We start from the raw sequence: 24961 nt of genomic DNA on the forward strand, positions 1-24961 counted from the left end.
CGTGGCTGAACCGTCCCCCATGGGTCATATCACTCAGGACGGGCTGGGAGCCGGCTGGTCGTCGGCGACGACGGTGAGGGTGGCGGTGCGTTCCTGGCCGGCGCGCTGGTACTTGATGGTGATCTTGGCGCCCGGCGCCTTGCTGCGGATCAGGGCGATCAGCTCGTTGCCGTCCTGCAGCGCGAGCCCGTCGACCTCCAGGATGACGTCGCCCGCCTTCAGCCCGGCCTTGTCGGCGGGGCCGTTGGCGTCGACCGGCTGGCGGCCCTCGGCGGGCTCGGAGGCGATGCGCACGCCCTGGCCCTTGTAGTCCTTGTCCAGCACGATGCCGATCTTGGGACGCTTGGCCTTGCCCGTGGTGATCAGCTCCTCGGCCACCCGCCGCGTCTGGTTCACCGGGATCGCGAAGCCCAGGCCGATGCTGCCGCTCTGACTGTTCACCGAACGGCTGAGGGTGGCGATGGCCGAGTTCACCCCGACCACCTCGCCCCGGCCGTTGACCAGCGGGCCGCCGGAGTTGCCTGGGTTGATGGCGGCGTCGGTCTGGATGGCGCTGATGTAGGCGGGCTCCTCGGTGGCGGCGCCCGTCTCGTCGCCGGCGATGACCGGACGGTTGAGCGAGCTGACGATGCCCGTGGTGACCGTGCCGCTGAGGCCGAGCGGCGAGCCGATGGCGATCACCGGGTCGCCCACCACGACCTGGTCGGAGTTGCCGAGGGTGATCTCCGGCGTGCCGAAGGTCTCCTCGGGCTTGACCACGGCCAGGTCGGAGCCCGGGTCGCGGCCGACGATGCGGCCCGCGGTGGTCTTGCGGTTGTTGAACATGATCTTGATCTCGCCGCCCTTGGCGGCCATGGCGACCACGTGGTTGTTGGTCACCACGTAGCCGTTCTTGATCAGGAATCCGGAGCCGGAGGCGCCCTCGGTGTTGGTGCCGTTGCCGACCTCCAGCGAGACCACGCTGGGCAGGACCCGCGCGGCCACGCCGGCCACCGAGTCGGGCGCCCTGTTGGTCGCGCCCGTCGGGGCCGGGCCGAGGCTGTAGGACGGGTCGGTGCCGCTGCTGCCCGACCTGGTCAGCAGGTACGTGCCCAGGCTGCCGAGCACGGAGGCCACCAGCGCGATGGCCACGGCGATCGCGATCAGCGCGCCGGCGTTGAGTCCGCGCCTGGGCAGCGCGCCCGCGCCAGGGCCGCCCTGCGGCGGCGGCGCCCATCCCGGGCCCATGCCCAGGGCCTGCCGCGGCGGCGGCGGGTGGTTCCCGCCGTACGCGCCCATGAAGGGCGGCGGCTGCATCGGCCGCGGCCCGGTCTCCGCCGGCCCGAAGGACGGGGTCTCGTAGGCCCTCGTGCCGCCGGGGCTCTCGAACGGGCTCTCGAACCCCCGCGTCCCGGCCGGGCTCTCGAACGACGGGCCCTCGTACGCCCGCGCACCCCCGTCCTGCGGCGGCACGCCATCGGCACGCCCCGGCGACTCGTACGGCGACGCGCCCGAGCTGTCGGAACGGCCGGGGGGTTCGTACGGTGACACGCCCGGATTGTCGGGGCGGCCCGACGGGTCGCCCCAGGACGCGCCGAACGAGGCGGGCGGGTCGGACCGGCGGTCCGCCTGCTCGCCCGGCTCGTCGGCGGGCAGGAACTCCGGCCGCCCCTGTGGCTCGGGGAAGTCCGACGTCGTGCGTCCTTCGCCCGGGCGCGTCTCGTCGGTCATCTACGTCTCACCACTCCTTGCTCGGCCACCGCAATCTTTGCTCTGGCGGCATACGAGGGTCATAAAAGGCTTTGTTTGCGACAAATCCCGAACCCAGATCGTATGCCCCTGGCATCGTCGACTACGCCACCCGAGTATCCCAGGCGAGCCCCCGGTTCAAGGCGTGGCGGTGGGCGGCGCGCTGGTGGCCGGTGAGTGCTGGACCCGCCAGAGCTCGACCGGCGGCGGCGAGGTCTGGGCCCCTGTGCCCGAGACCGCGAAGAAGGTGCCGAGTGCGACGGCGGCGGACACCACGCCCACCGCGACGTACGCCCCGCGCCGCCTACCTCCCCGCCCAGGGCCCGAGGCCCCAGCGGTGGCGTCCCTGCGCGGGCGGTTGTCCAGGGGCGCGATGCTGTGGGGCCCAGGGATGGGCACCCCCCCGAACGTACGGGTAGGGAAAGGGCGCTCCCTCGGCGGCAGCGGCCCACCGGGCTCCGCCATGCGCAGCAGCGACATGGTCAGATCAGCCGGCATCGCCGGGCCGTCGAGCGAGCGCAGGCGCGACTTCAGCGCCCGCATCGACTCGACCTCGCGCCGGCAGTCAGCACAGAAGGTCAGGTGGGCGAGCGCGCGATCGCGCTCGGTGTGGTTCAGCTCTCCGTCGACGAGCGCCGAAACGCGTTCTCCTAGATGAGCCATATCAGACTTCCTCCCCACTGATCACGGTCGGGGGGAGTTGGGTAGTACGGGGGGCTCGATGGTCGAGCGCCTCCCGCAACTGCGCCCGGCCACGGTGAATACGGCTTCGGACCGTCCCCAGCTTGACGCCGAGCGTGGCCGCGATCTCCTCGTAGGACAGGCCCTCGATGTCACACAGCACGATCGCGGCCCGGAACTCGGGGGCGAGCGCGTCGAGGGCGGCTTGGATATCGGGCTCCAGGTGGGCGTCGTCGAACGCCTGCGCCGGCGACGGCTCACGGCCGCGCAGCCGCTCGGCGGCGTCGTCGGCCAGCCCCTCGAACCGGATGCGCTGCTTGCGCCGCGCCATGTCGAGGAACAGGTTCGTCGTGATCCGGTGCAGCCAGCCCTCGAACGTGCCGGGGGTGTAGCTCGACAGCGACCTGAAGACCCTGACGAAGACCTCCTGCGTGAGGTCTTCGGCATCGTGGACATTGCCGGTAAGCCGGTACGCCAGCCGGTACACGCGTGCGGAATGAGTCCGCACCACTTCCTCCCATGTGGGAGGCGTCCAATCAGACGACACGGGAGTATCCGCCTGGTGGTCGCTTTCGTCCACCAGCACTCCTCTCTCTGGGACCACCGCTACCGTCATAGTGCCTGGTTTCGTCCCTTCGTGCGCACTGCCTGCCTTCCGGACCGGCAAAGCCCGTTTAAACCTGCAACGCCTTCGGACCGTCCTGAGTTCCCGTCCCGGCGTGACTCCCCTAGGCTGCGATCGGTGACCAATCGCACGAAAGTGGGGGGAGGAGGCCGATGACCAGTCCGGTGGAGGCCACTCTGGCCTATGCGGAGCAGTTCCATCACGAGGATGAGATCCTGCACGCGGCGCGTCAGCGCGGGCTGGAGATGGGTGCGGTGCCCATCCTTCCCGGGGGCGGGGCGGCGCTCTGCTTCCTCGCCACCGTCGTCAACGCCAAGTCGGTCGTCGAGATCGGCACCGGCTGCGGCGTCTCGGGGCTGTGGCTGCTGCGCGGCATGCGCGGCGACGGCACGCTGACCAGCGTCGACGTCGAGCCCGAGCACCAGCGGCTGGCCCGGCAGGCGTTCGCCGAGGCGGGCTTCTCCGGCGGGCGGGTGCGGCTGATCTCGGGCCGGGCGCTCGACGTGCTGCCCCGGCTCTCCGACGGCGGCTACGACATGGTCTTCGCCGACGGCGCCAAGCAGGAGTACGTCGACTACCTGGCCGAGGCGGTGCGCCTGCTGCGCGTCGGCGGCGTGGTGGCCTTCGACAACGCGCTGTGGCACGACCGGGTGGCCGACCCCACGCAGCGCGACCCCGACACGGTCTCGCTGCGCGAGCTGGGCAAGCTGGTGCAGGGCGACGACCGGCTGCGGTCGGTGCTCATGCCACTGGGCGACGGCCTGCTGGCCGCCGTGAAGATCGCCGACTAGCCGCCGCCCGAGCCGGGCCCCGGACCAGCCCCGGACCAGCCCCGGATCAGCCCCGGATCAGACCGGGTCAGCCCCGGGTGAGCCACTCCAGCAGCACGCGCACGCCGAACCCGGTCGCGCCCTTGGTCAGAGTGCCCTCGTCGACCGTGCTGCGGCCGACCCCGGCGATGTCGAGGTGCGCCCACGGGCGCTTGCCCGCGAACTCCCGCAGGAACAGCGCCGCCGTGATGGACCCGGCGCCGTACCGGGTGCCGCTCTCGACGTTGGCCAGGTCGGCGATCGACGACTCCAGGGCCGGGGCGTAGTCGTCGATCAGCGGCATGCGCCAGAGCCGGTCGTCGCTGGCCTGACCGGCGGCCAGGAGCTGGGCGGCCAGGTCTTCGTCGGAGGCGTAGACGGCGCCGACGTTCCGGCCGAGCGCCACGGAGATGGCCCCGGTGAGGGTGGCGATGTCCACGACGGCGTCGGGGTCGAGCTCGGCGTCGGCGTAGGCCAGCGCGTCGGCCAGCACGAGCCGGCCCTCGGCGTCGGTGTTCAGCACCTCGACCGTGCGGCCGCCGTAGTGCCTGATGACGTCGCTGGGACGCTGGGCGGTGCCGGACGGCATGTTCTCGGCGGCGGCGATCAGGCCCGTCACGCGGACGGGGGCGCCCAGCCGGGCCAGCGCGGCCAGCACGGCGATCACCACCGCGCCGCCCGCCATGTCGGTCTTCTGCGTCTTCATGTTCTCGGTCGGCTTGAGCGACAGGCCGCCCGAGTCGAACGTGATGCCCTTGCCCACCAGCACGACGTGCCGCTCGGCCGGCTGCTCGGGGACGTAGGAGAGCTGGATCAGCCGGGGCGGCCGGACCGAGCCGCGCCCGACGGCCAGGATGCCGCCGAACCCCTCGGCCTGGAGCTGCTCCTCGTCCCACACCCGCACCGGCAGGCCCTGCTCGGCGGCGCGCTCGGCGAGCCAGGCGGGATGCTTGACCGAGGACGGCATGTTGGCCAGGTCGCGGGCCAGCGCGACGGCCTCCGCCACGATCTCGGCCCGGCGCACCGGCTCGGCGTCGGCGCCGGCGAGCTCGATCGCCCGCACGCCCTTCCGGCCCTCTTTGCCGATCTTGAAGGTGTATCCGGCCAGCAGCGCGGCCTCGGCGAACGCGGCGACGTCGCCCTCGGGCGGCACCACGGTCAGCGTGTCGCGGCCCTTGACCTTGCGCGCCAGCGCCGCGCCGGCCCTGCGCAGCGCCCGCGGCGAGCCGTCGCCCACGCCGTACAGGAGCACGCGCCCGACCCCGCCCGCCCGCGCCACCGGGACCTCGACGATCTCGCCGGCCTCGCCCTTGGCCTCGTAGTGGGCCAGCAGGTCGGCGACCGGAAGGTGCAGCTCGACGTACGGCTCGACAGCGGGACGCAGGTCGGAGGCATAGGGCACGGCCAGCAGCTCGGCACCCTCGGGGACCTCGGCGACCGCGGAGACGGTGGTCTCGATGGGCACGGAACCCTCCAAACGTCAGCGACCCTGGCGCCGGACTTACGCCAGGGTCGGAGGATCAGGTTGTCTCGGGAGCGCTCAGCCGACGACGTTCTTCAACGCCTCGCCGAGCGCCTTTGCCTCGTCGGCGGAGATCTCCACGACGAGCCGGCCGCCACCTTCGAGAGGGACCCGCATGACTATGCCGCGCCCTTCCTTGGTGACCTCGAGCGGACCATCGCCGGTCCGCGGCTTCATCGCCGCCATGCGTGCATCCCTTCCTGCCTTGGGCTCCCGCGGCCCGCGATTTCCGACCGCCCGAGGGGGTGGTCGGCGCATTCACGTCTTCTGTGATGTCCTATTCTCCCGCATCGAGAGCCCTCATGGGTAACGATCTCCTCCCAGAATGCGTTGTCGAGGCAGGCGATGGCGTCCAAACTGGACTTCGTGCACGCTCGCGCCGCTCTCTTCGACCTGTACGGAGACCACCTGCGTGCGCGCGGTGGGCAGGCGACCGTGGCCGCGCTCGTACGGCTCATGAACCCCCTGGAAATCGCCGCTCCGGCGGTCCGCACGGCGGTCTCGCGGATGGTCCGGCAGGGCTGGTTGCGGCCGCTGCGGCTGCCCCAGGGAGCCGGCTACGGGCTCACCCCGAAGTGTGTCAGGCGCCTGGATGAGGCAGCGCTGAGAATTTACCGATCAGGGACACTCGCCTGGCACGGCCGCTGGCACGTGATCGTCATCGAGCCGGTCAGGGAGCGCCAGCGCCGGGAGCGGATCAGGGCCGACCTGACCTTCCTCGGCTACGCCTGCCTGTCGGAGACGACGTGGATCGGGCCGCGCTCCTCCATCGAGCTGGACAACCTGCTGGACGGCGAGGGCGTGCGGGCCGACCGGTTCGACGCGGCGCTGGAGGGCGACCCGCGCGAGCTGGTGGCGCGGGCCTGGGACCTGGCGGCGATCGGCGAGGCGTACGAGCACTGGCACGCCGAGGCTGTCACGCTGATCAGCACCCTGCCCGAGGACGCCCCGCCCGACCGGGTGTTCGCCACCAGGAGCAGACTGGTGCACGGTTGGCGCAACTTCCTGTTCCGCGACCCCGGGCTGCCGGCCGAGCTGCTGCCCGCGGGCTGGCCGGGCGAGAAGGCCCGCACGTTCTTCGAGCAGGAAGCCACCAGGCTGCTGCCCGCAGCCGCCGCGTTCGTCGACAGGGAGCTCATGTGATCCGTTACGACATGGCCGACGCCGTCGCCACCGTCACCCTCGACCGTCCGGAGTCGATGAACTCGCTCACGGCCGAGGTCAAGGCCGCGCTGCTGGCGGCGGTGGGCCGGGCGGCGGCCGACCCCGAGGTCAGGGCGGTGCTGCTCACCGGCTCGGGCCGGGCCTTCTGCGCCGGCCAGGACCTGCGCGAGCACGCCGCCAACCTGGCCGCGGGCCGCGGGCTGGCCGACACCGTGCGCGAGCACTACAACCCGATCGTGGAGCTGATCGCGACCATGCCCAAGCCGGTCGTGGCGGCGGTCAACGGCGTCGCCGCGGGCGCGGGCGCGGCCCTGGCCTTCGCCTGCGACCTGCGCGTCGCCTCCGACAAGGCCAAGTTCGCGCTGGCGTTCGCGGGCATCGGGCTGGCTCCCGACTCCGGCGCGTCCTGGACGTTGCAGCGCCTGGTCGGCCGGGGCCGGGCGGCCGAGCTGCTGCTGCTCGGCGAGCCGCTCGACGCCTCCGCCGCGCTCGACCTGGGGCTGGTCACGCGCGTGGTGCCCGCCGACGACCTGCCGAAGACCGCGCACGAGCTGGCCGTACGCCTGGCCGCCGGGCCGACCGCGGCCTACGCCGCCACCAAGCGCGCGCTGGCCCACTCCGCCACGCACTCGCTGGCCGACTCGCTCGCGCTGGAGGCCGACCTGCAGGACGCGTGCGTGGCCACCGCAGACCACCAGGACGCCACCCGCGCCTTCCTGGCCAAGGAGCGGCCGGTGTTCAGGGGCCGCTGAGCGGCCGGTCCCACGCGGGCGCTCAACGCGCCAGGCAGCCCTCGATGTGGTCGTTGACCAGCCCGATCGCCTGCATCAGCGCGTACGCGGTGGTCGGGCCGACGAACCTGAAGCCGTGCTTGCGCAGCTCCTTGGCCAGGGCCTTGGAGCCGGGGGTGATGGCGGGCACGTCGGCCATCGTCCGGGGCACCGGCGCGTCGGGGTCGGCGAACCGCCACACCAGCTCCGACAGGCCCTCGGGCAGGTCGAGCGCGGCCCTGGCGTTGCCGATCACGGCCTCGATCTTGGCCCGGTTGCGGACGATCCCGGCGTCGCCGAGCAGCCGTTCGACGTCGCGCTCGGTGTAGGCGGCCACCTTGACGGTCGAGAAGCCGTCGAAGGCGGCGCGGAAGTTCTCCCGCTTGCGCAGGATCGTCAGCCACGACAGGCCCGACTGGAACGCCTCCAGCGCCACGCGTTCGAAGACCTCGTCGTCGCCCTTGACCGGGCGGCCCCACTCCTCGTCGTGGTAGGCGATGTACATCGGGTCGCCCATGCCCGGCCAGGTGCACCGGATGAGTTCGGTCACGGGCGCTCGTCCTTGTCCTTGTCCTTGTCCTCGCCCGGGGACGCGTGCATGGAGTCGTCGTCGTCCTTCTCGGGCTCTTCCTGCTCGGGCTCGTCGTTCCCGGGCTCGTCGTTCCCGGGCTCGTCATGCTCGGGCTCGTCATGCTCGGGGGCGTGCCGGTCGTGCTCCTCCGACGGGTCGCGCAGCTCGGCGGTGGGCGCCTCGGGCTCGTGGTCGGTGCGCAGCCGGGCGCCGGGCGTGGCGTAGATCTCCTGGCGCGCGTGCAGCCGGCTGGACAGCAGCTCCGACACCCGCTGCTCCAGGACGGCGATCCTGGTGTCGCGGGCGCTGATGGCCTGGGCCGCCCGGCGCAGGGTCTCGTCGACGCTCTGCGTGTGGTAGCCGACCAGGTTGACCGGCAGTTGCAGCGCCATGAAGTCGACCGCCGTGAGCTGTCCGGCCTCGGGCAGGTCGAGCGGCGGGACGTCCGGCGGGAACTCGGTCAGCTCCCCGCCTCTGCCGAGGGAGACCAGGACCACGCAGGCCAGGATGGCGATCGCGGCGATGGCGAGTATGACCAGCACATTGGCATCGTACTCATATGGACGAGCACGTTCAGCGATCCACCACAAGTGCGGGCAATCGGGGCAGCCTGGTCAGCCGGTGGCCTCCCCCAGCTCGGCGATGCTCGGCCGGACCGGCTGCGGACGCGCTTCGAGGTGGGCGAACGCCTCCTCGACCGTGGTCGTCCAGGAGATCGCGTCGAAGACGTCGGCCCGGGTGAAGCCCTCGGCGTGCATGCCGGAGACGAGCTGCCGCAGCGGCTCGTACAGGCCCCAGGGGTCGAGGATCACCAGCGGGCGGTCGTGGATGCCGAGCACCCGCGCCGTCCAGATCTCGAACAGCTCCTCCAGGGTGCCAATGCCGCCGGGCAGCACGAGGAAGGCGTCGGAGCGGGCGTCCATGACGCCTTTGCGCTCGCGCATCCCGTCGGTGACGATCAGCTCGTCGGACTCGGTGTCGGCCACCTCGATGTCCACCAGCACCTGCGGGATCACGCCGACGGTGAACCCGCCGGCGGCACGGGCGGCGGAGGTGACCGCGCCCATGCACGAGACCGTGGCGCCGCCGCTCACCAGCGTGTGACCACGCCTGGCGAGCTCGGCGCCCACCTCTGCGGCCAGGTCGACGTACTTCCTGTCGATGCGGAGGCTGGAGGCGCAGAAGACGCAGATGTTCACGGGCCGACAGCCTATTGGGGCTCCGCGGTCTGGGCGGCGGCGGCCTCCAGTTCCTCCTCCCGCTGGCGGGAGCGGGCCCGGTCGGAGTCGGCGATGATCCGCACGGCCTCGTCGGGGTCGTCGGTGACGGAGATCAGGTCGAGGTCCTGGGCGGCGATCTTGCCGGTGCCGAGCAGGGTGTTCTTGATCCAGTCGAGCAGGCCGCCCCAGAACTCCGAGCCCATCAGCACGACCGGGAACGAGGTGACCTTGTGGGTCTGGACCAGCGTCAGCGCCTCGAAGAGCTCGTCGAGCGTGCCGAAACCGCCCGGCAGGGCGATGAAGCCGCGCGAGTACTTGACGAACATCGTCTTGCGCACGAAGAAGTAGCGGAACTCGATGCCGAGGTCGACGTAGTCGTTCATGCGCTGCTCGAACGGCAGCTCGATGCCGAGCCCGACCGAGACCGCGCCCTCGACCTCGGAGGCGCCCCTGTTGGCCGCCTCCATGACGCCGGGGCCGCCGCCGGTGATCACCGCGTAGCCGGACTCGGCCAGCGCCCGGCCGAGCCGCCGGCCCATCTGGTATTCGGGGGTGCCCTCGGGGGTGCGGGCCGAGCCGAAGACCGTGATCGCCGCGGGCAGCTCGGCGAGCTGGCCGAACCCCTCCACGAACTCGGCCTGGATGCGCAGCACCCGCCACGGGTCCATGTGCACCCAGTCGGAGGGACCCTGCCGGTCGAGCAGCCGCTGGTCGTGGGTGGAGCTGGGGACGAGACTCCCGCGCACGACCGCCTGCCCCTGACGGCGTTCGGCTCGTTGCTTGTGTTCCATGGTGGTCACGCTAGTCCTCTCCGTACCGGCCCGCGGCGCCGTTCCCGACCGGGGCCGCGCCCGCCGAAGCGGGCACTTCGAGGATGAACGCCCAGGTCGAAGGCCAGATGACGGCTCCGAAAAAATCTTGGGAAAAGCAGGGAACCGAATTTCGACCCCCCTGCGTCTAACTGCCGAGGGTGCTGCTCGGGACTGAAAGTGGCTTTCCCCGCCAAATGGCCGGCGAGGAAAGCCACTTTCATTTTGTCAGCCAGTCGAGCAGGGCCCGCTCGCTCTCCGTGATCTTCGGAAGCGACACGTACTCGCCCTGCTGGTGTGCCAGGTTGGGGTCGCCGGGGCCGTAGTTCACGGCCGGGACGCCGAGCGCGGAGAAGCGGGAGACGTCCGTCCAGCCCAGCTTGGCGCGCGGGGTTCCGCCGACCGCGGCGGCGAAGGCGGCGGCCACGGGATGCGTCAGGCCGGGCCGCGCCCCGGACGCCGCGTCGAGGAAGCTCACCCGGTAGCCCTCGAACACCTCGCGCACGTGCTGCTCGGCCTGCTCGACCGTCAGGTCGGGGGCGAAGCGGTAGTTGACGGTGACCACGCACTCGTCGGGGATGACGTTGCCGGCCACGCCGCCGCGCACGGCGACCGCGTTGAGCCCCTCGTGGTACTCCAGCCCGTCGACCACCGGCAGCCGCGCCTCGTAGGCGTTGAGCCTGGCCAGCACCGGCTCGATGCCGTGGACGGCGTTGACCCCGAACCACGACCTCGCGCTGTGGGCCCGCTTGCCGGTCACGGTGACGTCGGCGCGCAGGGTGCCCTGGCAGCCGCCCTCGATCACGCCGTCGGTCGGCTCCATCAGCACCGCGAAGTCGGCCGCCAGCCACTCGGGATGATCCCTGGCGACCCTGGTCAGGCCGTTGCGCTCGGCCTCGATCTCCTCGCAGTCGTAGAAGACGTACGTCACGTCGCGGTTGGGGGCCGGGACGGCGGCCGCCAGCTTCAGCGCGACCGCCACGCCCGCCTTCATGTCGGAGGTGCCGCAGCCGTAGAGCAGGTCGCCCTCCACCCGGCTGGGCAGGTTGTCCGCGACCGGGACCGTGTCGAGGTGGCCCGCGATCAGCACCCGCTCGGCCCGGCCGAGGTCGGTGCGGGCCACGATCGTCTCGCCGGAGCGGTCGACCTTCAGGTGCGGCAGCGCGGACAGCGCCCGCTCGACCGCGTCGGCCAGGGCCTTCTCGTCGCCGCTCACCGACTCGATGTCCACGATCGCGGCGGTCAGCGCGCGTACGTCCTGTGTCAGGTCCAGCATCAGGTGTTCACTCCATGTTCGCGCAGCACCTCGTTGAGTGCCGCCTTGTCGTGCCGCTGCTCCGGCTCCAGACGCTTGATCACCAGCACGCACGGCAGCCCGAACGTGCCGCCGGGGAACTCCTTCTGCCGCGTGCCGCCGACCGCCACGCACCAGTCGGGCACCCTGCCCCTGGCCAGCTCCTCGCCCGTCTGGACGTCGATCACGGGGATCGTGCCGGACAGGATCGTGCCCGCCCCGATCACCGCGCCCCGGCCCACCCGCGCGCCCTCGACGATCATCGAGCGGCTGCCGATGAACGCGTCGTCCTCCACGACGACCGGCACCGCGCCCGGCGGCTCCAGGACGCCGCCGATGCCCACTCCGCCGGACAGGTGCACGTTCTTCCCGATCTGGGCGCACGAACCCACCGTGGCCCACGTGTCGACCATGGTGCCCGAGTCCACGTACGCGCCGATGTTCGTGAACGACGGCATCAGCACCACCCCCGGCGCCAGGTACGAGCCCCAGCGCGCGATGGCGCCCGGCACCACCCGCACCCCCTCGAAGGAGGTCTTGAGCGGCACCCTGTCGTGGTGCTGGAAGTCGCCCACCTGGGAACGTGCCATGCCCAGCAGCCGGAAGGCGAGCAGGATCGCGCGCTTGGCCCGCTCGTCCACCACGACCTCGCCGCCGACCAGACGGGCGACCCTCGCCTCGCCCTTGTCCAGCAGGTCGACGGCGCCGACCACCTGGATGCGCGCCTCCACGTCGGCCGGGGACAGCTCCGCGCGTCGTTCCCACAGCTCGTCCACCACCGGGGACATCACGTGACTCATGGCCACGGAGCTTATCCGGCCGGGTAGGTTCTTCAGGGTGCGCCTGCGCTTCTCCCGTGGAGTCATCACCATCGCGATCATCGTCGTGGTGCTCGCCGTCGGCGTCTCCGTGGGGCTCTATCTCCTGCTCAAGCGGGCGACGCCGCTGGTCCTGCCGGAGGCGTACTGCATGGTGCGCACCCCCGAGGGCGTCCTGCCCCTCGACCCGGAGCAGGCGCAGGTCTCCGCGACCATCGCCGCGGTCGCGGCCCGCCGCCGGCTGCCCGAGCGGGCCGTCGTCATCGCGTACGGCACCGCGTTGCAGGAGTCGAAGCTGCGCAACCTCTCCTGGGGCGACCGCGACTCGGTGGGCGTGTTCCAGCAGCGCGAGTCGCAGGGCTGGGGGCGCAAGAAGCAGCTGATGGACCCGGTCTACGCCAGCAACAAGTTCTTCGCCGCCCTGGTGAAGGTCAAGAACTACCGCAAGCTGCCGCTGGCCGAGGCGGCCCAGGAGGTCCAGCGGTCGGCGGGCGGCTACGCGTACGCGCAGCACGAGCAGGACGCCAAGATCCTGGCCGCCGCCTTCACCGGCCGGGTGCCCAGGTCCGTCCACTGCTGGTATCCGCCGCCCAAGCAGACGCCCGCGCCGCAGGCCAGGACCGCCGAGGCGCGCAAGCAGCTCGCCAGGGCGCTCGGCGACCCGGCGATCACGACGAGGAAGCGGGGCTGGCTGGTGGCGTCCTGGTCGGTGGCCTACGCCGAGAAGTACCAGCTTCGGCGCGTCGGCTACAGCGGCGCGACCTGGGTCAACGACGTCGAGGCGGACGGCTGGAAGAAGGGCGGCCGGGCCGGCGACGGCGAGGTCGAGCTGTCCTGACCGCCGGCCGCGCCCCCGGCCGGACGGACGTCAGGTGGCGCGGGTGACGATGGTGATCGAGCCCGGCGGCAGCGGCTGGGCGTAGCTGGCGCTCCACGCATGGCCCTGGATGCGGTCGAAGGAGAGCAGGCGGCCGTCGGAGGCGTGGTAGTCGGCGAAGTCGAGCAGGCCGCGTTCGGGGTTGCCGGTCTCGCCCTCGCTCCTGAAGGCCGCGGTGCCGCGCTGGATCGGGAAGAACTCGACGCCCTCCATGATCAGCATGCTCTTGGCCGGGACCATGCCCTGCGTCGGCACCTCGGTCCACAGCAGCACCTCAAGATGGGACGCCTCGCCCGCGGCCTTGCCCTCGCGCACCTCGACGGAGAGCCACAGACGGCGGCGGGCGACGTCGCGCAGCAGGTACTCGATCCACTGCCGGCCCTGCCAGGAGACGTGCATCGCGCCGAGCACCCGGTAGGGGGAGCCGTGCACCTCGATCCGGTCGGCGACCTGGATCGTGCGCGGGTCGGCGTAGTCGGTGCCGGCGTGCCCGGGGGCCTCGACCGGCGCGGGCAGCGGGGCCTCGACCGGAGCGACCTCGGCCGGTGGCGGCGGCGCGCTCGACCGGCCCCTCCTGTCCTGCCGCATGGTGGCCAGGAACGCCCCCAGCAACAACAGGACGGTGGCGATGCTCAGCCCGAGTACGACCATGGAGGTCATGCTCATCCGTCAGCTCGCTCCACTCGCGGTCTGTCTCGGCAGACGCCTTTTTCAATTTGTCCGTGGCAATTTGTCCGTGCGCTACGACGGGCGATCCTACTGGAGGCGGCGCACGGCCGCACTGATGCGTTCGTCGGTGGCGGTCATCGCGACGCGGATGTGCCGTCCACCAGCCGATCCGTAGAAGTCTCCCGGCGCGACCAAAATCCCGATTTCGGAAAGCTTACTCACCTGATCCCAGGCGTTCTGCCCATTCGACGCCCACAGGTACAGACCGGCGGTCGAATGGTCGATCGTCCACCCCGCCCGCTCCAGCGCGGGACGCAGCACGGCGCGCCGCGCGGAGTACAGCTCGCGCTGGCGTTCGGCGTGCGCGTCGTCGCCGAGCGCGACCGTCATCGCGTCCTGGACCGGGTTCGGCATGAGCATGCCGGCGTGCTTGCGCGTCTCCAGCAGCCGCTTGACCAGGACGGGATCGCCCGTCACGAACCCCGCCCGGTAGCCGGCCAGGTTGGAGCGCTTGGAGAGCGAGTGGACGGCGAGCAGCCCCTCGTGGGAGCCCCCGCAGACGTCGGGATGGAGGACGGAGACCGGCTGCTCTTCCCAGCCGAGCTCGATGTAGCACTCGTCGGAGGCCACGACCGTGCCGCGCTCGCGCGCCCAGGAGACCACCTTGCGCAGGTGCTCGGCGGGCAGCACGCGCCCGGTCGGGTTGCCCGGGGAGTTGATCCAGAGCAGGTCGACGTGTTCCGGGCCGACCGACAGCGTGCTGTCGGAGGCGGTGGCGGTCGCGCCGGCGAGCCGGGCGCCCACGTCGTAGGTGGGGTAGGCCAGCTCGGGGAAGACCACCCGCCGGGCGCCGAGGTAGGTGGGCAGCCAGGCGACGAACTCCTTGGAGCCGATCAGCGGCAGGACGTCCTGCTGGTCGACGGTGACGCCGTGGCGGCGCCGCAACCAGCCCGCGGCGGCCTCGCGCAGCGCCTTGGTGCCGTGGGTCAGCGGGTAGCCGGGGCTGTCCGCCGAGTCGCGCAGCGCCTGCTGGACGGCCTCGGGCACCGGGTCGACCGGCGTGCCGACCGAGAGGTCGACGATGCCGTCGGGATGCGCCAAGGCGCGTTCCTTGTACGGTTCGAGCCGGTCCCAGGGGAAGTCGGGCAGCTTGTTCACGGTTCTCCAGGGTCGTTCGGGGCCGTACGCGCCTGCCGCGGACGCGGGCGCACGGGGCCCGCCCGACGTGGACGGCCCCGGCGCACGCGACTCGCTAGTGGTCCTCGCCCTGCGGCGGCAGCGCGGCCACCACCGGGTGGTCCTTCTCGATCTTGCCGACCTTCGAGGCGCCCCCGGGCGAGCCCAGGTCCTCGAAGAAGTCCACGTTCGCCTTGTAGAAGTCCTTCCACTGCTCGGGAAGGTCGTCCTCGTAGAAGATGGCCTCGACGGGGCACACAGGCTCGCACGCGCCGCAGTCCACGCACTCGTCGGGGTGGATGTAAAGCATGCGCTCGCCCTCGTAGATGCAATCGACGGGGCACTCCTCGATGCACGCCTTGTCCAGGACGTCCACGCAAGGCTGCGCGATGACGTAGGTCACCTCGAGCTCCTTTTTCTCCGCACCATGGCATGACTCTGACCGCGGTTTGCTACGCCCTAGTATTGCCGTGCTTGCCAGCTGGCCGAAACGGAGGGTGGCAAACTCATGGCCGCACGCCTCGTCGTCGCGATCACAACTCAGGACATAGGCGCACGGATCACCACTCGAAGGCGCGTCCCAGAAGGCTTTCGGGACGCCGTCGGCGTGCTCGAATCCTGGACGGACGGCGTGTTGCGCGTTCGCAAGCGGGACGGCACTTTGGTGGAGATCGACGAGGAATCGCTGGTCGCGGCCAAGGTCGTTCCGGTCGCGCCTCCTCGACCTCGGGCGAAGTAACGGTAAGTATTCGTTGTGTGACCGTACGTATCTGCGCCGCCGTAGCAGCCGTTCTCGCCAGCGCCGGATGCGGCGCGTCCACATCCCAGTCCACGTCCGAGGGGGCCAAGGACCTGCCGGTGCTCAACGTCCGGGCCGCCTCGCTGAAGCAGGGCTTCGGCACGATGGCGCGCCTGGCCGAGGCCGCCAAGCGCGAGGGCCAGCTCACCGTGATCGGCCTGCCGCACGACTGGGTGAACTACGGCGAGATCATCGACACCTTCGCCGACAAGTACGACATCAAGGTCAACGAGCTGGAACCGGGCGCCAGCAGCAAGCGTGAGCTCGACGCCGCCGACCAGCTCAAGCCGGACGTGTTCGATCTCACTCTGGACATGGCCGTCTACGGGGCCGACAAGTTCGCGCCGTACAAGGTGACGGGCTGGCAGGACCTGCCCGACTTCGTCAAGGACCCCAAGGGGGCCTGGTACGGCGCGTACGGCGGCTACATGTCGATCGGCTACGACCCGCGCGAGGTCAAGGCCCCCGCCTCCTTCGCCGACCTGCTCAAGCCCGGCTACCGCGTCGCGCTCGACGGCGACCCGCTGCGCTCGGCGGCGGCGTTCGGCGGCGTGATGGCCGCGTCCATGAAGGCCGGGGCCAAGCCGGACGCCCGGCAGGGAGTGGACCTGTTCGCCAAGCTCAAGCAGGCCGGGCAGCTCGTCGAGCCGGCCAAGGCGAACGTGATCATCGACTGGGACCACCTCAACGCGACCCGCAGCGCCGACCACGCCGACTCCTGGGAGGTGACGATCCCGCGCGACGCGCCGTTCGGCGGGTACCACGTCCAGGCGATCAGCAAGACCGCCCCGCATCCGGCCGCCGCCCGGCTGTGGCAGGAGTTCCTGTTCTCCGACGAGGGCCAGAACCTGCTGCAGAAGGGCTACGCCCGTCCGGCGCGCGGCGAGGCGATGCTCATGAAGGGCAAGCTCGACACCGAGCAGGCCGCCCGGCTGCCCAAGGCCGCCGGCCCTCCCGTGCTCATGACGATCCCGCAGACGGACGCGGCGAAGGCGTACTTGAAGCGGGAATGGAGCAAGAGCGTGGGATGAGTCCGTTGTGACTTGATATGTCGTAGAGACGATCAGGCTCTAAAGTGAACGGACAGCACGGCCACGGGGGCCCGATGTCTGACGAATGTGAGCTGATCGTCTTGCGATACGACGCACCGAGCTTGGAGCGGTGGAACAGTCGCGCCTACGACAGCAGTTTCGGGTACGTCTCCACCCAGGGCGCGCCGCTGGTCGACCTCCTCGACCCGCAGCCCGGGGAGCGCGTGCTCGACCTCGGGTGCGGCACCGGGGTGCTGACCGCGCAGATCGCCTTCAGGGGCGCGGACGTGCTGGGCATCGACGGTTCCGCCGCGATGATCGAGAAGGCGCTGGCCCAGTACCCGGGGATCGACTTCATCATCGGCGACGGCCACGACTTCACCGTGGTGGACCCCTACGACGCCGTCTTCTCCAACGCGGCGCTCCACTGGATGAGCCGCGACCCCGCCGCCGTGATCGCCAGCGTCCGCGAGGCGCTGAAGCCGGGCGGCCGGTTCGTCGCGGAGATGGGCGGCGCGGGCAACTGCGCGGAGCTGACCGCCGCGATGCTGACCGCCTGGCGCGAGTACGGCCTGCGCGAGCCCGACCTGCCCTGGTACTTCCCCACGCCCGCCGAGTACGCGCGCCGGCTGGAGCAGAAGGGCTTCGTGGTCCGGCTGCTGGAGTACTTCGACCGGCCGACGCCGCTCGACGAGTGCCCCGGCGGGGCCGCCGACTGGGTGCGCATGTTCGCCTCGTCCGTGCTCGAAGGACTGCCGCCGGAGATCGTGGAGCCCCTGCTCGGGCGGGTCAACGAGCTGGCCGCGCCCGCCCTGCGCAGGGAGACGGGCTGGATGGCCGACTACGTGCGTCTACGCTTTGCCGCTGTTCGGCGCTGATGCGTAGTGCATGATGCGTAGGGCTGTTTTGCCGGACTATGGTCTGTTCCGTGGGCGGCGAGATGTTGGCTGCGCCGCTTGCGCGGCGTGAGGGGCTGGTGAACGGAACGGGATGAACTTCTGCCTGAGCGACCTCGTTCCACCGTTGAGGTGGAGCGACGCGTCGACGATCACGCTACTGACCGGGCAGCCGGATCTGCCGGACGCGTGGTGGCGAAGCCTGCCCATGCCGCTGGTGCTCGCAGCCATCGGCCCGGAGTCGCTGGGCGAGCTGCTGACCGAGATCGCGCTGGAGCACTGGCCGGCCGCCGCCGTCGGTGACGTCCTGCCGGCTCTGCACGTCCTGGACCCGGACGAGGCCGACGAGCCCGCCGTCGCCATCGCGCTCGACCGCGCCGGGTCGTGGACGGGGCTGCTGTCGCTGACCGGGCGGGAGCTGGTGGACCAGCCGTTCATCCAGGCCCGGCCGGTGCTCAACACGTTGTTCGGGGCGGTGCTCGTCCGGCTGGCGCATCCGTACGCGGGTGGGCGGCAGGGCGAGGCGCACGTACCGGCGGCTCTCGCCCCTGAGCCCGCGCCGCGGGAGCTCGCGTTCCCTGACGGCGGGGCCGCTGAGGACGGGGCCGTCGAGGGCGGGGCTGTCGAGGAGGCGGCCGGCCGTGACGGTGAGCGGGTGCTCGACGCCGACTCCGAGCCGGTCGTCGAAGAGGTGCCGCTGCCCGAGGCCGAGCCCGTGCTCGACGCCGCCGACGAGCCCGCGCCCGAGCCCGCCGCCGCGGAGGCGTCCGCGCTGGAGGCGGAGGGGGTCGGCGGCGAGCCCTTCTCGCCGGACGATCACGACGAAGAGGGTGAACGGCGCGAACCCGCCGACGTCCCTGAGGTCGTTGAGGAGCGGGACGGGGAGGAGCCGGTCGAGGCCGCACAGCCTGAGACCGCACAGCCCGAGGCCGCACCCGCACAGCCTGAGGCCGCACACCCTGCGGTGCCCGCCGATCACGCCGAGCCCGAGGCGCACGCTGAGGCCGCCGCCGCGCCCGAGGCGCACGCCGCGCCCGCCGAGCCCGAGACCGAGACCGCCCCCGAGCCCGAGCCCGAGCACCCCGACTTCGAGCATCCCGAGCCTGAGGCCGACGCCCGGCACGCCGAGCTTGAGGCCGAGCACGCCGAGCCTGTCGCCGACGCCGAGCCTGCGGCCGACGCCGGGCACGCCGCGCTTGGGGTCGACGCCGACCACGCCGAGCACGCCGCGCTTGAGGCCGATGCCGGGCACGCTGAGCCCGACGAGGCGGACGCCGGGCACGCCGGGCACGCCGAGGCGAGCGGTGAGGAGTTGCCCGAGCTGATCGAGGCCGCGTTCGCCGGGCTCGACGACAAGAGCTGGGCCGTGGCCCAGAACCGGGTCTTCACCGACGAGCCCTCGGCGGTCGACCAGCTCGCCAAGCTGTTCGCCGTCCCCCCGGCCGACATCTCCGCCACCGAGCAGGAGCTGCGCGTCCGCCTCGACCAGTGGCTGGCCAGCGAGCAGGCCGCGCCGTTCCGCGCCCACCTGGACGAGCTGCGCAGGACGCTGGGCCCGGCCGCGCCCAAGGAGCAGCTGATCGGCGCGGCCGACTGGCACGCCAGGGAGATCCGCGCGCTGGAGGTGCCGGCCTGGCAGTTCGTGCTGGCCACGCTGCCCGCGCAGCCGAACCCGCCGGCGGACTTCCAGCAGCCGGCGGACTTCCAGCAGCCGCACTCGGCGTTCGCCGCGATGCAGCCGCCGCCTCCCATGCCGCCGCCCCCCACGCCGCCCCCGCCCATGCCACCGCCGCCGTCCCAGGCCGGTCCGCCCGGTCCGCCGCAGTTCCAGGCGTTCACGCCGGTCCCGCCGCCGCCCGCGGAGGGCAACGGCGGGGCAGAGCAGAACAAGCCGTACCAGCCGCTCAAGGACGTCTCCCAGACCAGGCGCTGCTTCCGCCAGCCGGACGGCCGCTGGTGGCTGCGGATCGACGTGACCGCCGAGCAGCTCGCCGGCGGCGAGTGCGCCCTCCCGACGGGCTTCGCGGCCTACCTGGGCCTGTCCCCCGGTGAGAGCCGGGCGGTCAGGAGCGCGGCGGGCGAGCTGACCATGACCTGGCACGGCAGGCCGGTGCTGGAGTCCATCGAGCGCCTGCTCGTGGACGTCGGCGCCAAGGAGGGCGGCCACCTGTTCCTCACCCTGTCGGACGAGGGCGTCCTGCGCGCCCGTCACCTGCCGGTCGCCGCCCAGAACGCCGAGAGCATCACCAAGGCGCTGCGCCTGGTCGGCTACACGGCGCCGGGCGGCACCCGGGACCAGGCGGCCAGGGTGATCGCGACGAGGATCGGGCTCACCGGCCCCGTCGGGCTGCCCGACCTGCTCACCAGGCTCCGCGAACGCGGCGACCGCGACCTGCTCGCCCTCTTGGACTGACCGCCCGTGCCGCGGCTCGCGATCGGCCCTGACTTTCCAGGGGAGCTCGGCGCACTGGCTCAGCCGGTGCGCAGGGACGCCGTGGTCGCGCTGCGCCGGTTCCTGCTGAACGTGTCCGGAGCCCCGCACCCCGAGCGGGTGCGGGGCTGCCGGGACGCCAAGGTCGCCACGCTGCGCCTGGCCGACGGGCATCGCGGCGTGGTGGTCCGGCAGCGCGACGTCTACTGGCTGCTCGCCGTGCGGCCCGATCCGGAGGCGTGGTCGTACGCCCAGCGTCACCGGTACGGCGTCAACCCGGTGATCGGCGTCGTCGAGGAGTGGGACGCCGAGACCCTGGACCGGGTCGAGCCCGCCTTACGCAGGTCGGCCCGCCCCTCGCGGCTGTTCGACCAGATCTGCGACGGCGACCTGCTCGCGCTCGGCATCGACGTGCACGCGCTGCCCCTGGTCAGGCTGATCTCCACCGAGGCCGACGTGGCCGCGCTCGAACCGCTGCTGCCGCCCACCCAGTACGCGCCGCTGGCCGTCCTGGCCAGGGGCGGCACGCTGTCGGAGGCGTGGCGGGAGCTGGACGACTGGCGCGCCCGCGACGAGGAGCCGGGCGCGATCGACCCCGACGACCTGCACGCGGCGCTGCTGCGCAGCCCGGACCGCGCGGTGTTCGCCGCCGACAAGGTGGAGCTCGACCGGGTGCTCGGTGCCCCGGACTGGTGCACGTTCCTGCACCCGACGCAGCACCGGCTGGCCAGGGCCGGACGGTACGAGCAGCCGGCGCTGGTCGTGGGCGGCGCGGGCACCGGCAAGACGATCATCGCCCTGCACCGGGCGGCCCACCTGGCGGCGCGGGGCAGCGGCCCGGTGCTGCTGGTGACGTTCTCGCAGAGCCTGGCCGAGGAGCTGTCCGGCCGGCTGGACGTGCTGATCGACGACGAGACCGTGCGCAAGCGCGTCGAGGTGGACAACGCCGAGCGCCTGGCCATGCGGATCGTCGCCGACGCGGAGGGACGCCGTCCCGCCCTGGTCGGCCCGGGGGCCCGGTCGCTGGCCCAGCTCACCGACGAGGCGATCCGGCTGCTGTCGATCACGACCGGCGACCTGCTGGACGACGTGGAGCCGGGGCGCAAGCCGTACCGGCACATCGTGGTGGACGAGGCGCAGGACATCAGCCCGGCGCAGTGGCGGCTGCTGCGGGCGGCGGCGCCGCACGCGCACGACGACCTGTTCGTGGTGGGCGACCCGCACCAGCGGGTGACCGACACGCGGGTGGTGCTCGGCGCGGTGGGCATCCCGGCCGTCCGGCACGACCTGCGGATCTCCTACCGGCTGCCGCAGGAGATCCTGTCCTACGTGGTCCGGCTGCGCGGCGGCGGCCCGGCGAACGGCCTGGTCAGGGGCGTGGCCGAGCTGTACGGCTACCGCGCCACGCACAACGGCCGGCGGCCGGTGGTCCGCGCGTACGACACGCCGGAGTCCGAGCTGGCCGGGCTGCGCGCCACGGTCGGCGGCTGGCTGGCGGACGGCGTGCCCGAGGCCGAGATCGCCGTCGGGACGCGCACCCCCACGCTGGCCCGTGCCGCCCGGGAGGCCCTGGACGGGCTGGACGTGCGCGTGGCGACCTTCCAGCACCTGAAGGGCCTGGAGTTCGAACGGGTGGCGCTCGTCGGCGTGGCGGAGGGCGTGGTGCCCGGACCGCTGCCCGAGGAGCCGGCCGCGCGGGCTCGAGCGCTGCAACGCGAGCGGAGCATACTGTTCGTCGCCTGCACACGGGCCCGAACGATGCTCTATATCTCGCATTCCGGAAGGGGGAGCCCATTTCTGTCCCCCTGATCACATAGTCTGAACTGCGGATATCTTCCCTTTGCCGGTTGGACCTCAATGAACCTCAGCCTGAGCGACCTCGCGCCACCCCTGCGCTGGACCTCCCCTGGTCAGATCGCGCCGATCGTGGAGGAGCCCCAGCTGCCCGAGGCCTGGTGGCAGGCGATCCCCCTCGACCGCGCGTGCGCGATCGTCGGGACGCAGACCGTGGCGGGTCACCTGGCCGATCTGGCCGTGGCCTGCTGGGGGCACCTGCTGCTCGGCGACATCCTGCCGCTGCTGCGTTTCTCCGACCCCGCCGAGGCCGAGCGCACGCCGGAGTCGCTGGGCAAGGACGTGGTGCAGAAGCTGTTCACCGGTGTGTTCGAGCGGCTGCTCGAACCCGCGCCCGCCGCCCTGCCCGTCCCCGCCCGGCCCGACAAACCCCTTCCCGAGCTGATCGACGCGGTGTTCGCGGCCCTCGACGAGCGGCAGCGCGCCATCGCCCGCGACCGGCTCTACGCGGCCCAGCGCGCCACGCTGGACGAGCTGGCGCAGCGTTTCTCGGTCACCCGCGAGCGGATCAGGCAGATCGAGCGGGACCTGCGCGACCACGTGGAGGCATGGCTGGGCTCGCCGGAGGCGGCGGCGCTGGTGGCGCACGTGACGTGGCTGAGGGGCAGGCTGGGGTCGGCGGTGCCGGCCGACGACCTGGCGGCCGCCGTGCCGTGGCACCGCGGCGACCTGCGCACGCTGGGCATCCCCGCGTGGCGGTTCGTCCGCACGCTGCTGACCGGGTACGAGCAGGCCGACGGGTGGCTGGTCTCCGGCGGGGCCGACGAGCTGCGGGAGAAGACGCGGCAGTTGTTCACCGACGGGCCGCGGCCGCTCGGCGAGGCGGTGTCCATGGTGGCCCAGCTCGGCGTCCGCGAGGACGTCGCCGAGCGGTGGATCCTCGCCGTGCCGCAGCTCCGGGTGCTCGGCCGGCACGTGGTGCCCTGGCCGCGCAGCATCAACGAGAAGGCCGAGGCGGTGCTGGCGGTGGCGGGCACGCCGCTGTCGCCCGAGGAGATCCAGGAACGCATCGGCGAGGACTACAGCCTGGTCGGCATCCGCAACCAGCTCACCGCCGACGAGCGCTTCCGCCGGGTTGACCGGAACAAGTACGGGCTGACCAGGTGGGGCGGCGACGAGTACCTGGGCATCAGGGAGATGATCGCCAGGGAGATCGAGCGGGCCGGCGGCGAGGCCTCGGTGAGCACGATCGTGACGAACCTGACCTCCCGCTACGACGTGAGCGAGAGCTCGGTGCGCGCCTACTCGGGCGGCCCCGGGTTCGAGCGCACGCAGCGGGGCTGGATCAGGGTGGCCGGGACGTCGCCGACCGGGGAGTCGGAGCCGTACCAGCCGCGCAAGGACGTCTCGGAGACGCGGCGCAGCTTCCGCTCCCGCGACGGCCGGTGGTGGCACCGCGTGGACGTCAACGCCGAGCACCTGCGCGGGTCGGGCTCGCCCCTGCCGACGGGGTTCGCCGCCTACCTGGGCATGGCTCCCGGCGGGTCGCTGACCGCCTCGACGCCCTCGGGCGACGTGGTGATCAGCTGGCACAACCAGCCGACCATGGGGTCGATCCGCAACGTGCTGGCCGACTTCAAGGCGAGCGAGGGCGACCATGTCTTCCTGACCGTCTCCGACGGCGGCGAGCTGCTGACCCGCTACCTGCCCGCGGCCGCCGTGGCGATGCCGCCGCTGAACCGGGCGCTCTACCTCATCGGCTATACCGCCCCGGTGCACTCCGAGATGGAGGGGCTGCGGCTGATCGGGGCCCGCATCGGGCTGCCGGACACGGCCACCCGCGAGGAGGTGCTGGCCAGGCTGCGCGAGCGCGGTGACCGGGACATCCTCGGCTTCCTCGGCGGGTGAGGGCTAGGCTCGGGTGATGTTGCGGATCCACGACACCCGGGCCAGGCAGGTCGAGGAGATCTCGGGCGGGCGGGCGGTGCGCGTGTACACGTGCGGGCCGGCGCTGCACCGCCGCGTCCATCTGGGCGACCTGCGCACGTACGTGCTGTCCGACCTGGTCAGGAGGGTTCTGGAGGGGCGGCGTACGCGGGTGGTGGCCTGCCGGCACGTCGCCGACCTCGGGCGTCCGGACGAGGAGCCGGGGGCGCGTGACCTGGCCCTCGCCCACGAGGAGGCGTTCCGGGGCGACGCGGCCGCGCTCAACCTGCGGCCGCCGGAGCACGCCCCGCGCGCCGGGGAGACGGTCGACCTGATGATCGAGCTGATCGCCGGGCTCGTCGAGCGGGGGCACGCCTACCCGGCGCCGGACGGCTCGGTCTACTTCGACGTACGGACGTTCCCGGCGTACGGCGAGATCTCCGGCACCCGCCTGGACGACCTCGCGCCCGCCGGCCCGGCCGACGCCGCCGACCCGCACAGGCGTTTCCCCGCCGACTGGGCCCTGTGGCGGCCCGCCGACGGCGACCAGGGCCGGGACGCGCCGTGGGGCCGGGGCCTGCCCGGCCCGCACGTGGCGTGCTCGGCGGTGTCGCTGCGCTTCCTCGGCGAGCGGATCGACCTGCACGTCGGCGACGCCGCCCGGCGCTTCCCGCACCACGAGGACGAGCGCGCCCAGTCGGACGCGGCGACCGGCCACCAGGTGGTGCGCCACTGGGTGCACGGTGAGCGCCCGCTGTTCGACGGGCGCGAGACGGCCGAGTCGGCGAGGTCGGCGCAGCCGGCGGGCGAGGCGGTGCTGCTGTCCGACGTGGTGGCGGCCGGGCTCGACCCGCTGGCGGCGCGCCTGGCCTTCCTCGGGCGCCGCTACCGGGAGCGGCTCGACCTGTCCTGGGACGTCCTGCGGGCCGCCGACCGCACGGTGCGGCGGTGGCGGGCGCGGGTGGCCGAGTGGTCGGAGTCGCCCAGCGCGCCCATGGCCTCGTCGTACGCCGAGCGCGTCGGGGCGGCGCTCGACGACGACCTGGACACCCCGGCGGCGCTGGCCGTCCTGCGGGAGCTGGAGCTGGACGAGTCGGTCGCGCCCGGGTCGAAGTTCGAGACGTTCCTGCACCTGGACCAGGTGCTGGCGCTCGACCTGTCCACGGAGATCGGCAAGCCGCGGGTGCCGCCCGCCGGGGCCGGCGAGCTGCTGGCGCAGCGGGAGCGGGCGGTGGCGGCCAACGACTGGGCGGCGGCCGACCGGCTGCGGGACGAGCTGGCCGACCTTGGGGTTCGCGTCACCGACACCCCGGAGGGACAGAGCTGGGCCCTCTGATCGCCCGCCCCGCGC

25 protein-coding genes are annotated in these 24961 nt (G+C 72.4%); 11 read left to right on the forward strand and 14 right to left on the reverse strand.

What is annotated here, in order from left to right:
* Positions 1-33: 33 nt before the first annotated feature.
* From ACIBQ8_RS15960 to sigE, 3 genes are all read right to left on the reverse strand, one after another.
* Positions 34-1710 carry a S1C family serine protease gene (locus ACIBQ8_RS15960; RefSeq protein ID WP_397177031.1) on the reverse strand — a complete coding sequence of 559 codons (1677 nt, stop codon included), beginning with the start codon at positions 1708-1710 and terminating at the stop codon, positions 34-36.
* Between the two features lie 156 nt (positions 1711-1866).
* Positions 1867-2391, reverse strand: a complete 525-nt coding sequence (locus tag ACIBQ8_RS15965) for an anti-sigma factor family protein (RefSeq protein WP_397177030.1) — start codon at positions 2389-2391, stop codon at positions 1867-1869.
* Position 2392: 1 nt separating this feature from the next.
* Positions 2393-3025 carry an RNA polymerase sigma factor SigE gene (sigE, locus tag ACIBQ8_RS15970; protein ID WP_352325382.1) on the reverse strand — a complete coding sequence of 211 codons (633 nt, stop codon included), beginning with the start codon at positions 3023-3025 and terminating at the stop codon, positions 2393-2395.
* Positions 3026-3186: 161 nt separating this feature from the next.
* On the opposite strand from sigE, the gene ACIBQ8_RS15975 reads away from it, so the two are divergent.
* Positions 3187-3825: an O-methyltransferase gene (locus ACIBQ8_RS15975; protein WP_352325381.1), complete on the forward strand. Its 639-nt coding sequence runs from the start codon at positions 3187-3189 to the stop codon at positions 3823-3825.
* Positions 3826-3892: 67 nt separating this feature from the next.
* Here ACIBQ8_RS15975 and ACIBQ8_RS15980 read toward each other — a convergent pair whose 3' ends face one another.
* Together ACIBQ8_RS15980 and ACIBQ8_RS15985 are read right to left on the reverse strand one after the other, a co-directional pair.
* A complete protein-coding gene (locus ACIBQ8_RS15980) occupies positions 3893-5308 on the reverse strand; it encodes a leucyl aminopeptidase (RefSeq protein WP_397177028.1) in 1416 nt (471 codons plus the stop codon).
* A gap of 75 nt (positions 5309-5383) precedes the next feature.
* Entirely contained in the window at positions 5384-5551 is a 168-nt protein-coding gene (locus tag ACIBQ8_RS15985) for a DUF3117 domain-containing protein (RefSeq protein ID WP_020545024.1), read from the reverse strand.
* Between the two features lie 159 nt (positions 5552-5710).
* On the opposite strand from ACIBQ8_RS15985, the gene ACIBQ8_RS15990 reads away from it, so the two are divergent.
* Positions 5711-6508, forward strand: a complete 798-nt coding sequence (locus tag ACIBQ8_RS15990) for a PaaX family transcriptional regulator C-terminal domain-containing protein (protein WP_397177026.1) — start codon at positions 5711-5713, stop codon at positions 6506-6508.
* An 11-nt stretch (positions 6509-6519) separates the two neighbouring features.
* Positions 6520-7281, forward strand: coding sequence for an enoyl-CoA hydratase-related protein (locus ACIBQ8_RS15995; RefSeq protein WP_397192515.1), 762 nt, complete (start codon positions 6520-6522; stop codon positions 7279-7281).
* Between the two features lie 22 nt (positions 7282-7303).
* On the opposite strand, the gene ACIBQ8_RS16000 is transcribed toward ACIBQ8_RS15995, so the two are convergent.
* The 6 genes from ACIBQ8_RS16000 to ACIBQ8_RS16025 form a co-directional block, all read right to left on the reverse strand.
* On the reverse strand, positions 7304-7849 hold the full coding sequence (locus tag ACIBQ8_RS16000) for a DNA-3-methyladenine glycosylase I (RefSeq protein ID WP_397177024.1): 546 nt from the start codon (positions 7847-7849) through the stop codon (positions 7304-7306).
* Complete coding sequence (locus tag ACIBQ8_RS16005; RefSeq protein ID WP_397192281.1) at positions 7846-8412, reverse strand: hypothetical protein; 567 nt, start codon at positions 8410-8412, stop codon at positions 7846-7848. The genes ACIBQ8_RS16000 and ACIBQ8_RS16005 overlap by 4 nt, the downstream gene beginning before the upstream one ends.
* Positions 8413-8484: 72 nt before the next feature.
* Complete coding sequence (locus tag ACIBQ8_RS16010) at positions 8485-9069, reverse strand: TIGR00730 family Rossman fold protein (RefSeq protein ID WP_397177021.1); 585 nt, start codon at positions 9067-9069, stop codon at positions 8485-8487.
* An 11-nt stretch (positions 9070-9080) separates the two neighbouring features.
* Entirely contained in the window at positions 9081-9881 is an 801-nt protein-coding gene (locus ACIBQ8_RS16015) for a TIGR00730 family Rossman fold protein (RefSeq protein WP_397177019.1), read from the reverse strand.
* A 238-nt stretch (positions 9882-10119) separates the two neighbouring features.
* Complete coding sequence (gene dapE / locus ACIBQ8_RS16020; RefSeq protein ID WP_397192282.1) at positions 10120-11175, reverse strand: succinyl-diaminopimelate desuccinylase; 1056 nt, start codon at positions 11173-11175, stop codon at positions 10120-10122.
* Positions 11175-11993 (reverse strand): 2,3,4,5-tetrahydropyridine-2,6-dicarboxylate N-succinyltransferase, encoded by an 819-nt coding sequence (locus ACIBQ8_RS16025; protein WP_352325370.1) that lies wholly within the window; start codon positions 11991-11993, stop codon positions 11175-11177. Before ACIBQ8_RS16025 ends, dapE begins: the two co-directional genes overlap by 1 nt.
* On the opposite strand from ACIBQ8_RS16025, the gene ACIBQ8_RS16030 reads away from it, so the two are divergent.
* The gene (locus tag ACIBQ8_RS16030; RefSeq protein ID WP_397192283.1) at positions 11992-12849 is read left to right on the forward strand and encodes a hypothetical protein; all 858 of its coding nucleotides are present in this window, start codon (positions 11992-11994) and stop codon (positions 12847-12849) included. The genes ACIBQ8_RS16025 and ACIBQ8_RS16030 overlap by 2 nt on opposite strands.
* A gap of 30 nt (positions 12850-12879) precedes the next feature.
* On the opposite strand, the gene ACIBQ8_RS16035 is transcribed toward ACIBQ8_RS16030, so the two are convergent.
* The 3 genes from ACIBQ8_RS16035 to fdxA all read right to left on the reverse strand — a co-directional run bounded on the left by ACIBQ8_RS16035 (position 12880) and on the right by fdxA (position 15136).
* Positions 12880-13554 carry a DUF4178 domain-containing protein gene (locus tag ACIBQ8_RS16035; RefSeq protein WP_352352881.1) on the reverse strand — a complete coding sequence of 225 codons (675 nt, stop codon included), beginning with the start codon at positions 13552-13554 and terminating at the stop codon, positions 12880-12882.
* 90 nt (positions 13555-13644) lie between these two features.
* Positions 13645-14715, reverse strand: a complete 1071-nt coding sequence (gene dapC, locus ACIBQ8_RS16040; protein WP_397192284.1) for a succinyldiaminopimelate transaminase — start codon at positions 14713-14715, stop codon at positions 13645-13647.
* Between the two features lie 94 nt (positions 14716-14809).
* Positions 14810-15136: a ferredoxin gene (fdxA, locus tag ACIBQ8_RS16045; RefSeq protein WP_106240826.1), complete on the reverse strand. Its 327-nt coding sequence runs from the start codon at positions 15134-15136 to the stop codon at positions 14810-14812.
* 105 nt (positions 15137-15241) lie between these two features.
* On the opposite strand from fdxA, the gene ACIBQ8_RS16050 reads away from it, so the two are divergent.
* From ACIBQ8_RS16050 to ACIBQ8_RS16080, 7 genes are all read left to right on the forward strand, one after another.
* Entirely contained in the window at positions 15242-15472 is a 231-nt protein-coding gene (locus ACIBQ8_RS16050; RefSeq protein WP_352325366.1) for a hypothetical protein, read from the forward strand.
* Between the two features lie 17 nt (positions 15473-15489).
* Complete coding sequence (locus ACIBQ8_RS16055; RefSeq protein ID WP_397192285.1) at positions 15490-16563, forward strand: ABC transporter substrate-binding protein; 1074 nt, start codon at positions 15490-15492, stop codon at positions 16561-16563.
* 101 nt (positions 16564-16664) lie between these two features.
* The gene (locus tag ACIBQ8_RS16060; RefSeq protein WP_397192286.1) at positions 16665-17441 is read left to right on the forward strand and encodes a class I SAM-dependent methyltransferase; all 777 of its coding nucleotides are present in this window, start codon (positions 16665-16667) and stop codon (positions 17439-17441) included.
* A gap of 226 nt (positions 17442-17667) precedes the next feature.
* Entirely contained in the window at positions 17668-19872 is a 2205-nt protein-coding gene (locus ACIBQ8_RS16065) for a hypothetical protein (RefSeq protein WP_397192287.1), read from the forward strand.
* A gap of 66 nt (positions 19873-19938) precedes the next feature.
* Positions 19939-21699 carry a UvrD-helicase domain-containing protein gene (locus ACIBQ8_RS16070; protein WP_397177008.1) on the forward strand — a complete coding sequence of 587 codons (1761 nt, stop codon included), beginning with the start codon at positions 19939-19941 and terminating at the stop codon, positions 21697-21699.
* Between the two features lie 48 nt (positions 21700-21747).
* A complete protein-coding gene (locus ACIBQ8_RS16075) occupies positions 21748-23592 on the forward strand; it encodes a sigma factor-like helix-turn-helix DNA-binding protein (protein WP_397177007.1) in 1845 nt (614 codons plus the stop codon).
* A gap of 16 nt (positions 23593-23608) precedes the next feature.
* Positions 23609-24946 (forward strand): cysteine--tRNA ligase, encoded by a 1338-nt coding sequence (locus ACIBQ8_RS16080; RefSeq protein ID WP_397192288.1) that lies wholly within the window; start codon positions 23609-23611, stop codon positions 24944-24946.
* Positions 24947-24961: the final 15 nt, after the last annotated feature.

This window comes from Nonomuraea sp. NPDC049646 (genome assembly GCF_044465525.1).
In the GTDB taxonomy this organism is placed as follows: Bacteria; Actinomycetota; Actinomycetes; order Streptosporangiales; family Streptosporangiaceae; genus Nonomuraea.

Excerpts from the sequence above, each read along its gene's own strand:
- ACIBQ8_RS16050 (WP_352325366.1), top strand. The coding sequence starts at position 15,242 with ATGGCCGCACGCCTCGTCGTCGCGATCACAACTCAGGACATAGGCGCA.
- ACIBQ8_RS16030 (WP_397192283.1), top strand. The coding sequence starts at position 11,992 with ATGGCCACGGAGCTTATCCGGCCGGGTAGGTTCTTCAGGGTGCGCCTG.
- ACIBQ8_RS16065 (WP_397192287.1), top strand. The coding sequence starts at position 17,668 with ATGCCGCTGGTGCTCGCAGCCATCGGCCCGGAGTCGCTGGGCGAGCTG.
- ACIBQ8_RS15965 (WP_397177030.1), bottom strand. The coding sequence starts at position 2,391 with ATGGCTCATCTAGGAGAACGCGTTTCGGCGCTCGTCGACGGAGAGCTG.
- ACIBQ8_RS16080 (WP_397192288.1), top strand. The coding sequence starts at position 23,609 with ATGTTGCGGATCCACGACACCCGGGCCAGGCAGGTCGAGGAGATCTCG.
- ACIBQ8_RS15990 (WP_397177026.1), top strand. The coding sequence starts at position 5,711 with ATGGCGTCCAAACTGGACTTCGTGCACGCTCGCGCCGCTCTCTTCGAC.
- ACIBQ8_RS16025 (WP_352325370.1), bottom strand. The coding sequence starts at position 11,993 with ATGAGTCACGTGATGTCCCCGGTGGTGGACGAGCTGTGGGAACGACGC.
- ACIBQ8_RS15975 (WP_352325381.1), top strand. The coding sequence starts at position 3,187 with ATGACCAGTCCGGTGGAGGCCACTCTGGCCTATGCGGAGCAGTTCCAT.
- dapE (WP_397192282.1), bottom strand. The coding sequence starts at position 11,175 with ATGCTGGACCTGACACAGGACGTACGCGCGCTGACCGCCGCGATCGTG.
- ACIBQ8_RS16015 (WP_397177019.1), bottom strand. The coding sequence starts at position 9,881 with ATGGAACACAAGCAACGAGCCGAACGCCGTCAGGGGCAGGCGGTCGTG.
- ACIBQ8_RS15985 (WP_020545024.1), bottom strand. The coding sequence starts at position 5,551 with ATGGCGGCGATGAAGCCGCGGACCGGCGATGGTCCGCTCGAGGTCACC.
- ACIBQ8_RS15995 (WP_397192515.1), top strand. The coding sequence starts at position 6,520 with ATGGCCGACGCCGTCGCCACCGTCACCCTCGACCGTCCGGAGTCGATG.
- sigE (WP_352325382.1), bottom strand. The coding sequence starts at position 3,025 with ATGACGGTAGCGGTGGTCCCAGAGAGAGGAGTGCTGGTGGACGAAAGC.
- ACIBQ8_RS16075 (WP_397177007.1), top strand. The coding sequence starts at position 21,748 with ATGAACCTCAGCCTGAGCGACCTCGCGCCACCCCTGCGCTGGACCTCC.
- ACIBQ8_RS15960 (WP_397177031.1), bottom strand. The coding sequence starts at position 1,710 with ATGACCGACGAGACGCGCCCGGGCGAAGGACGCACGACGTCGGACTTC.
- ACIBQ8_RS16035 (WP_352352881.1), bottom strand. The coding sequence starts at position 13,554 with ATGAGCATGACCTCCATGGTCGTACTCGGGCTGAGCATCGCCACCGTC.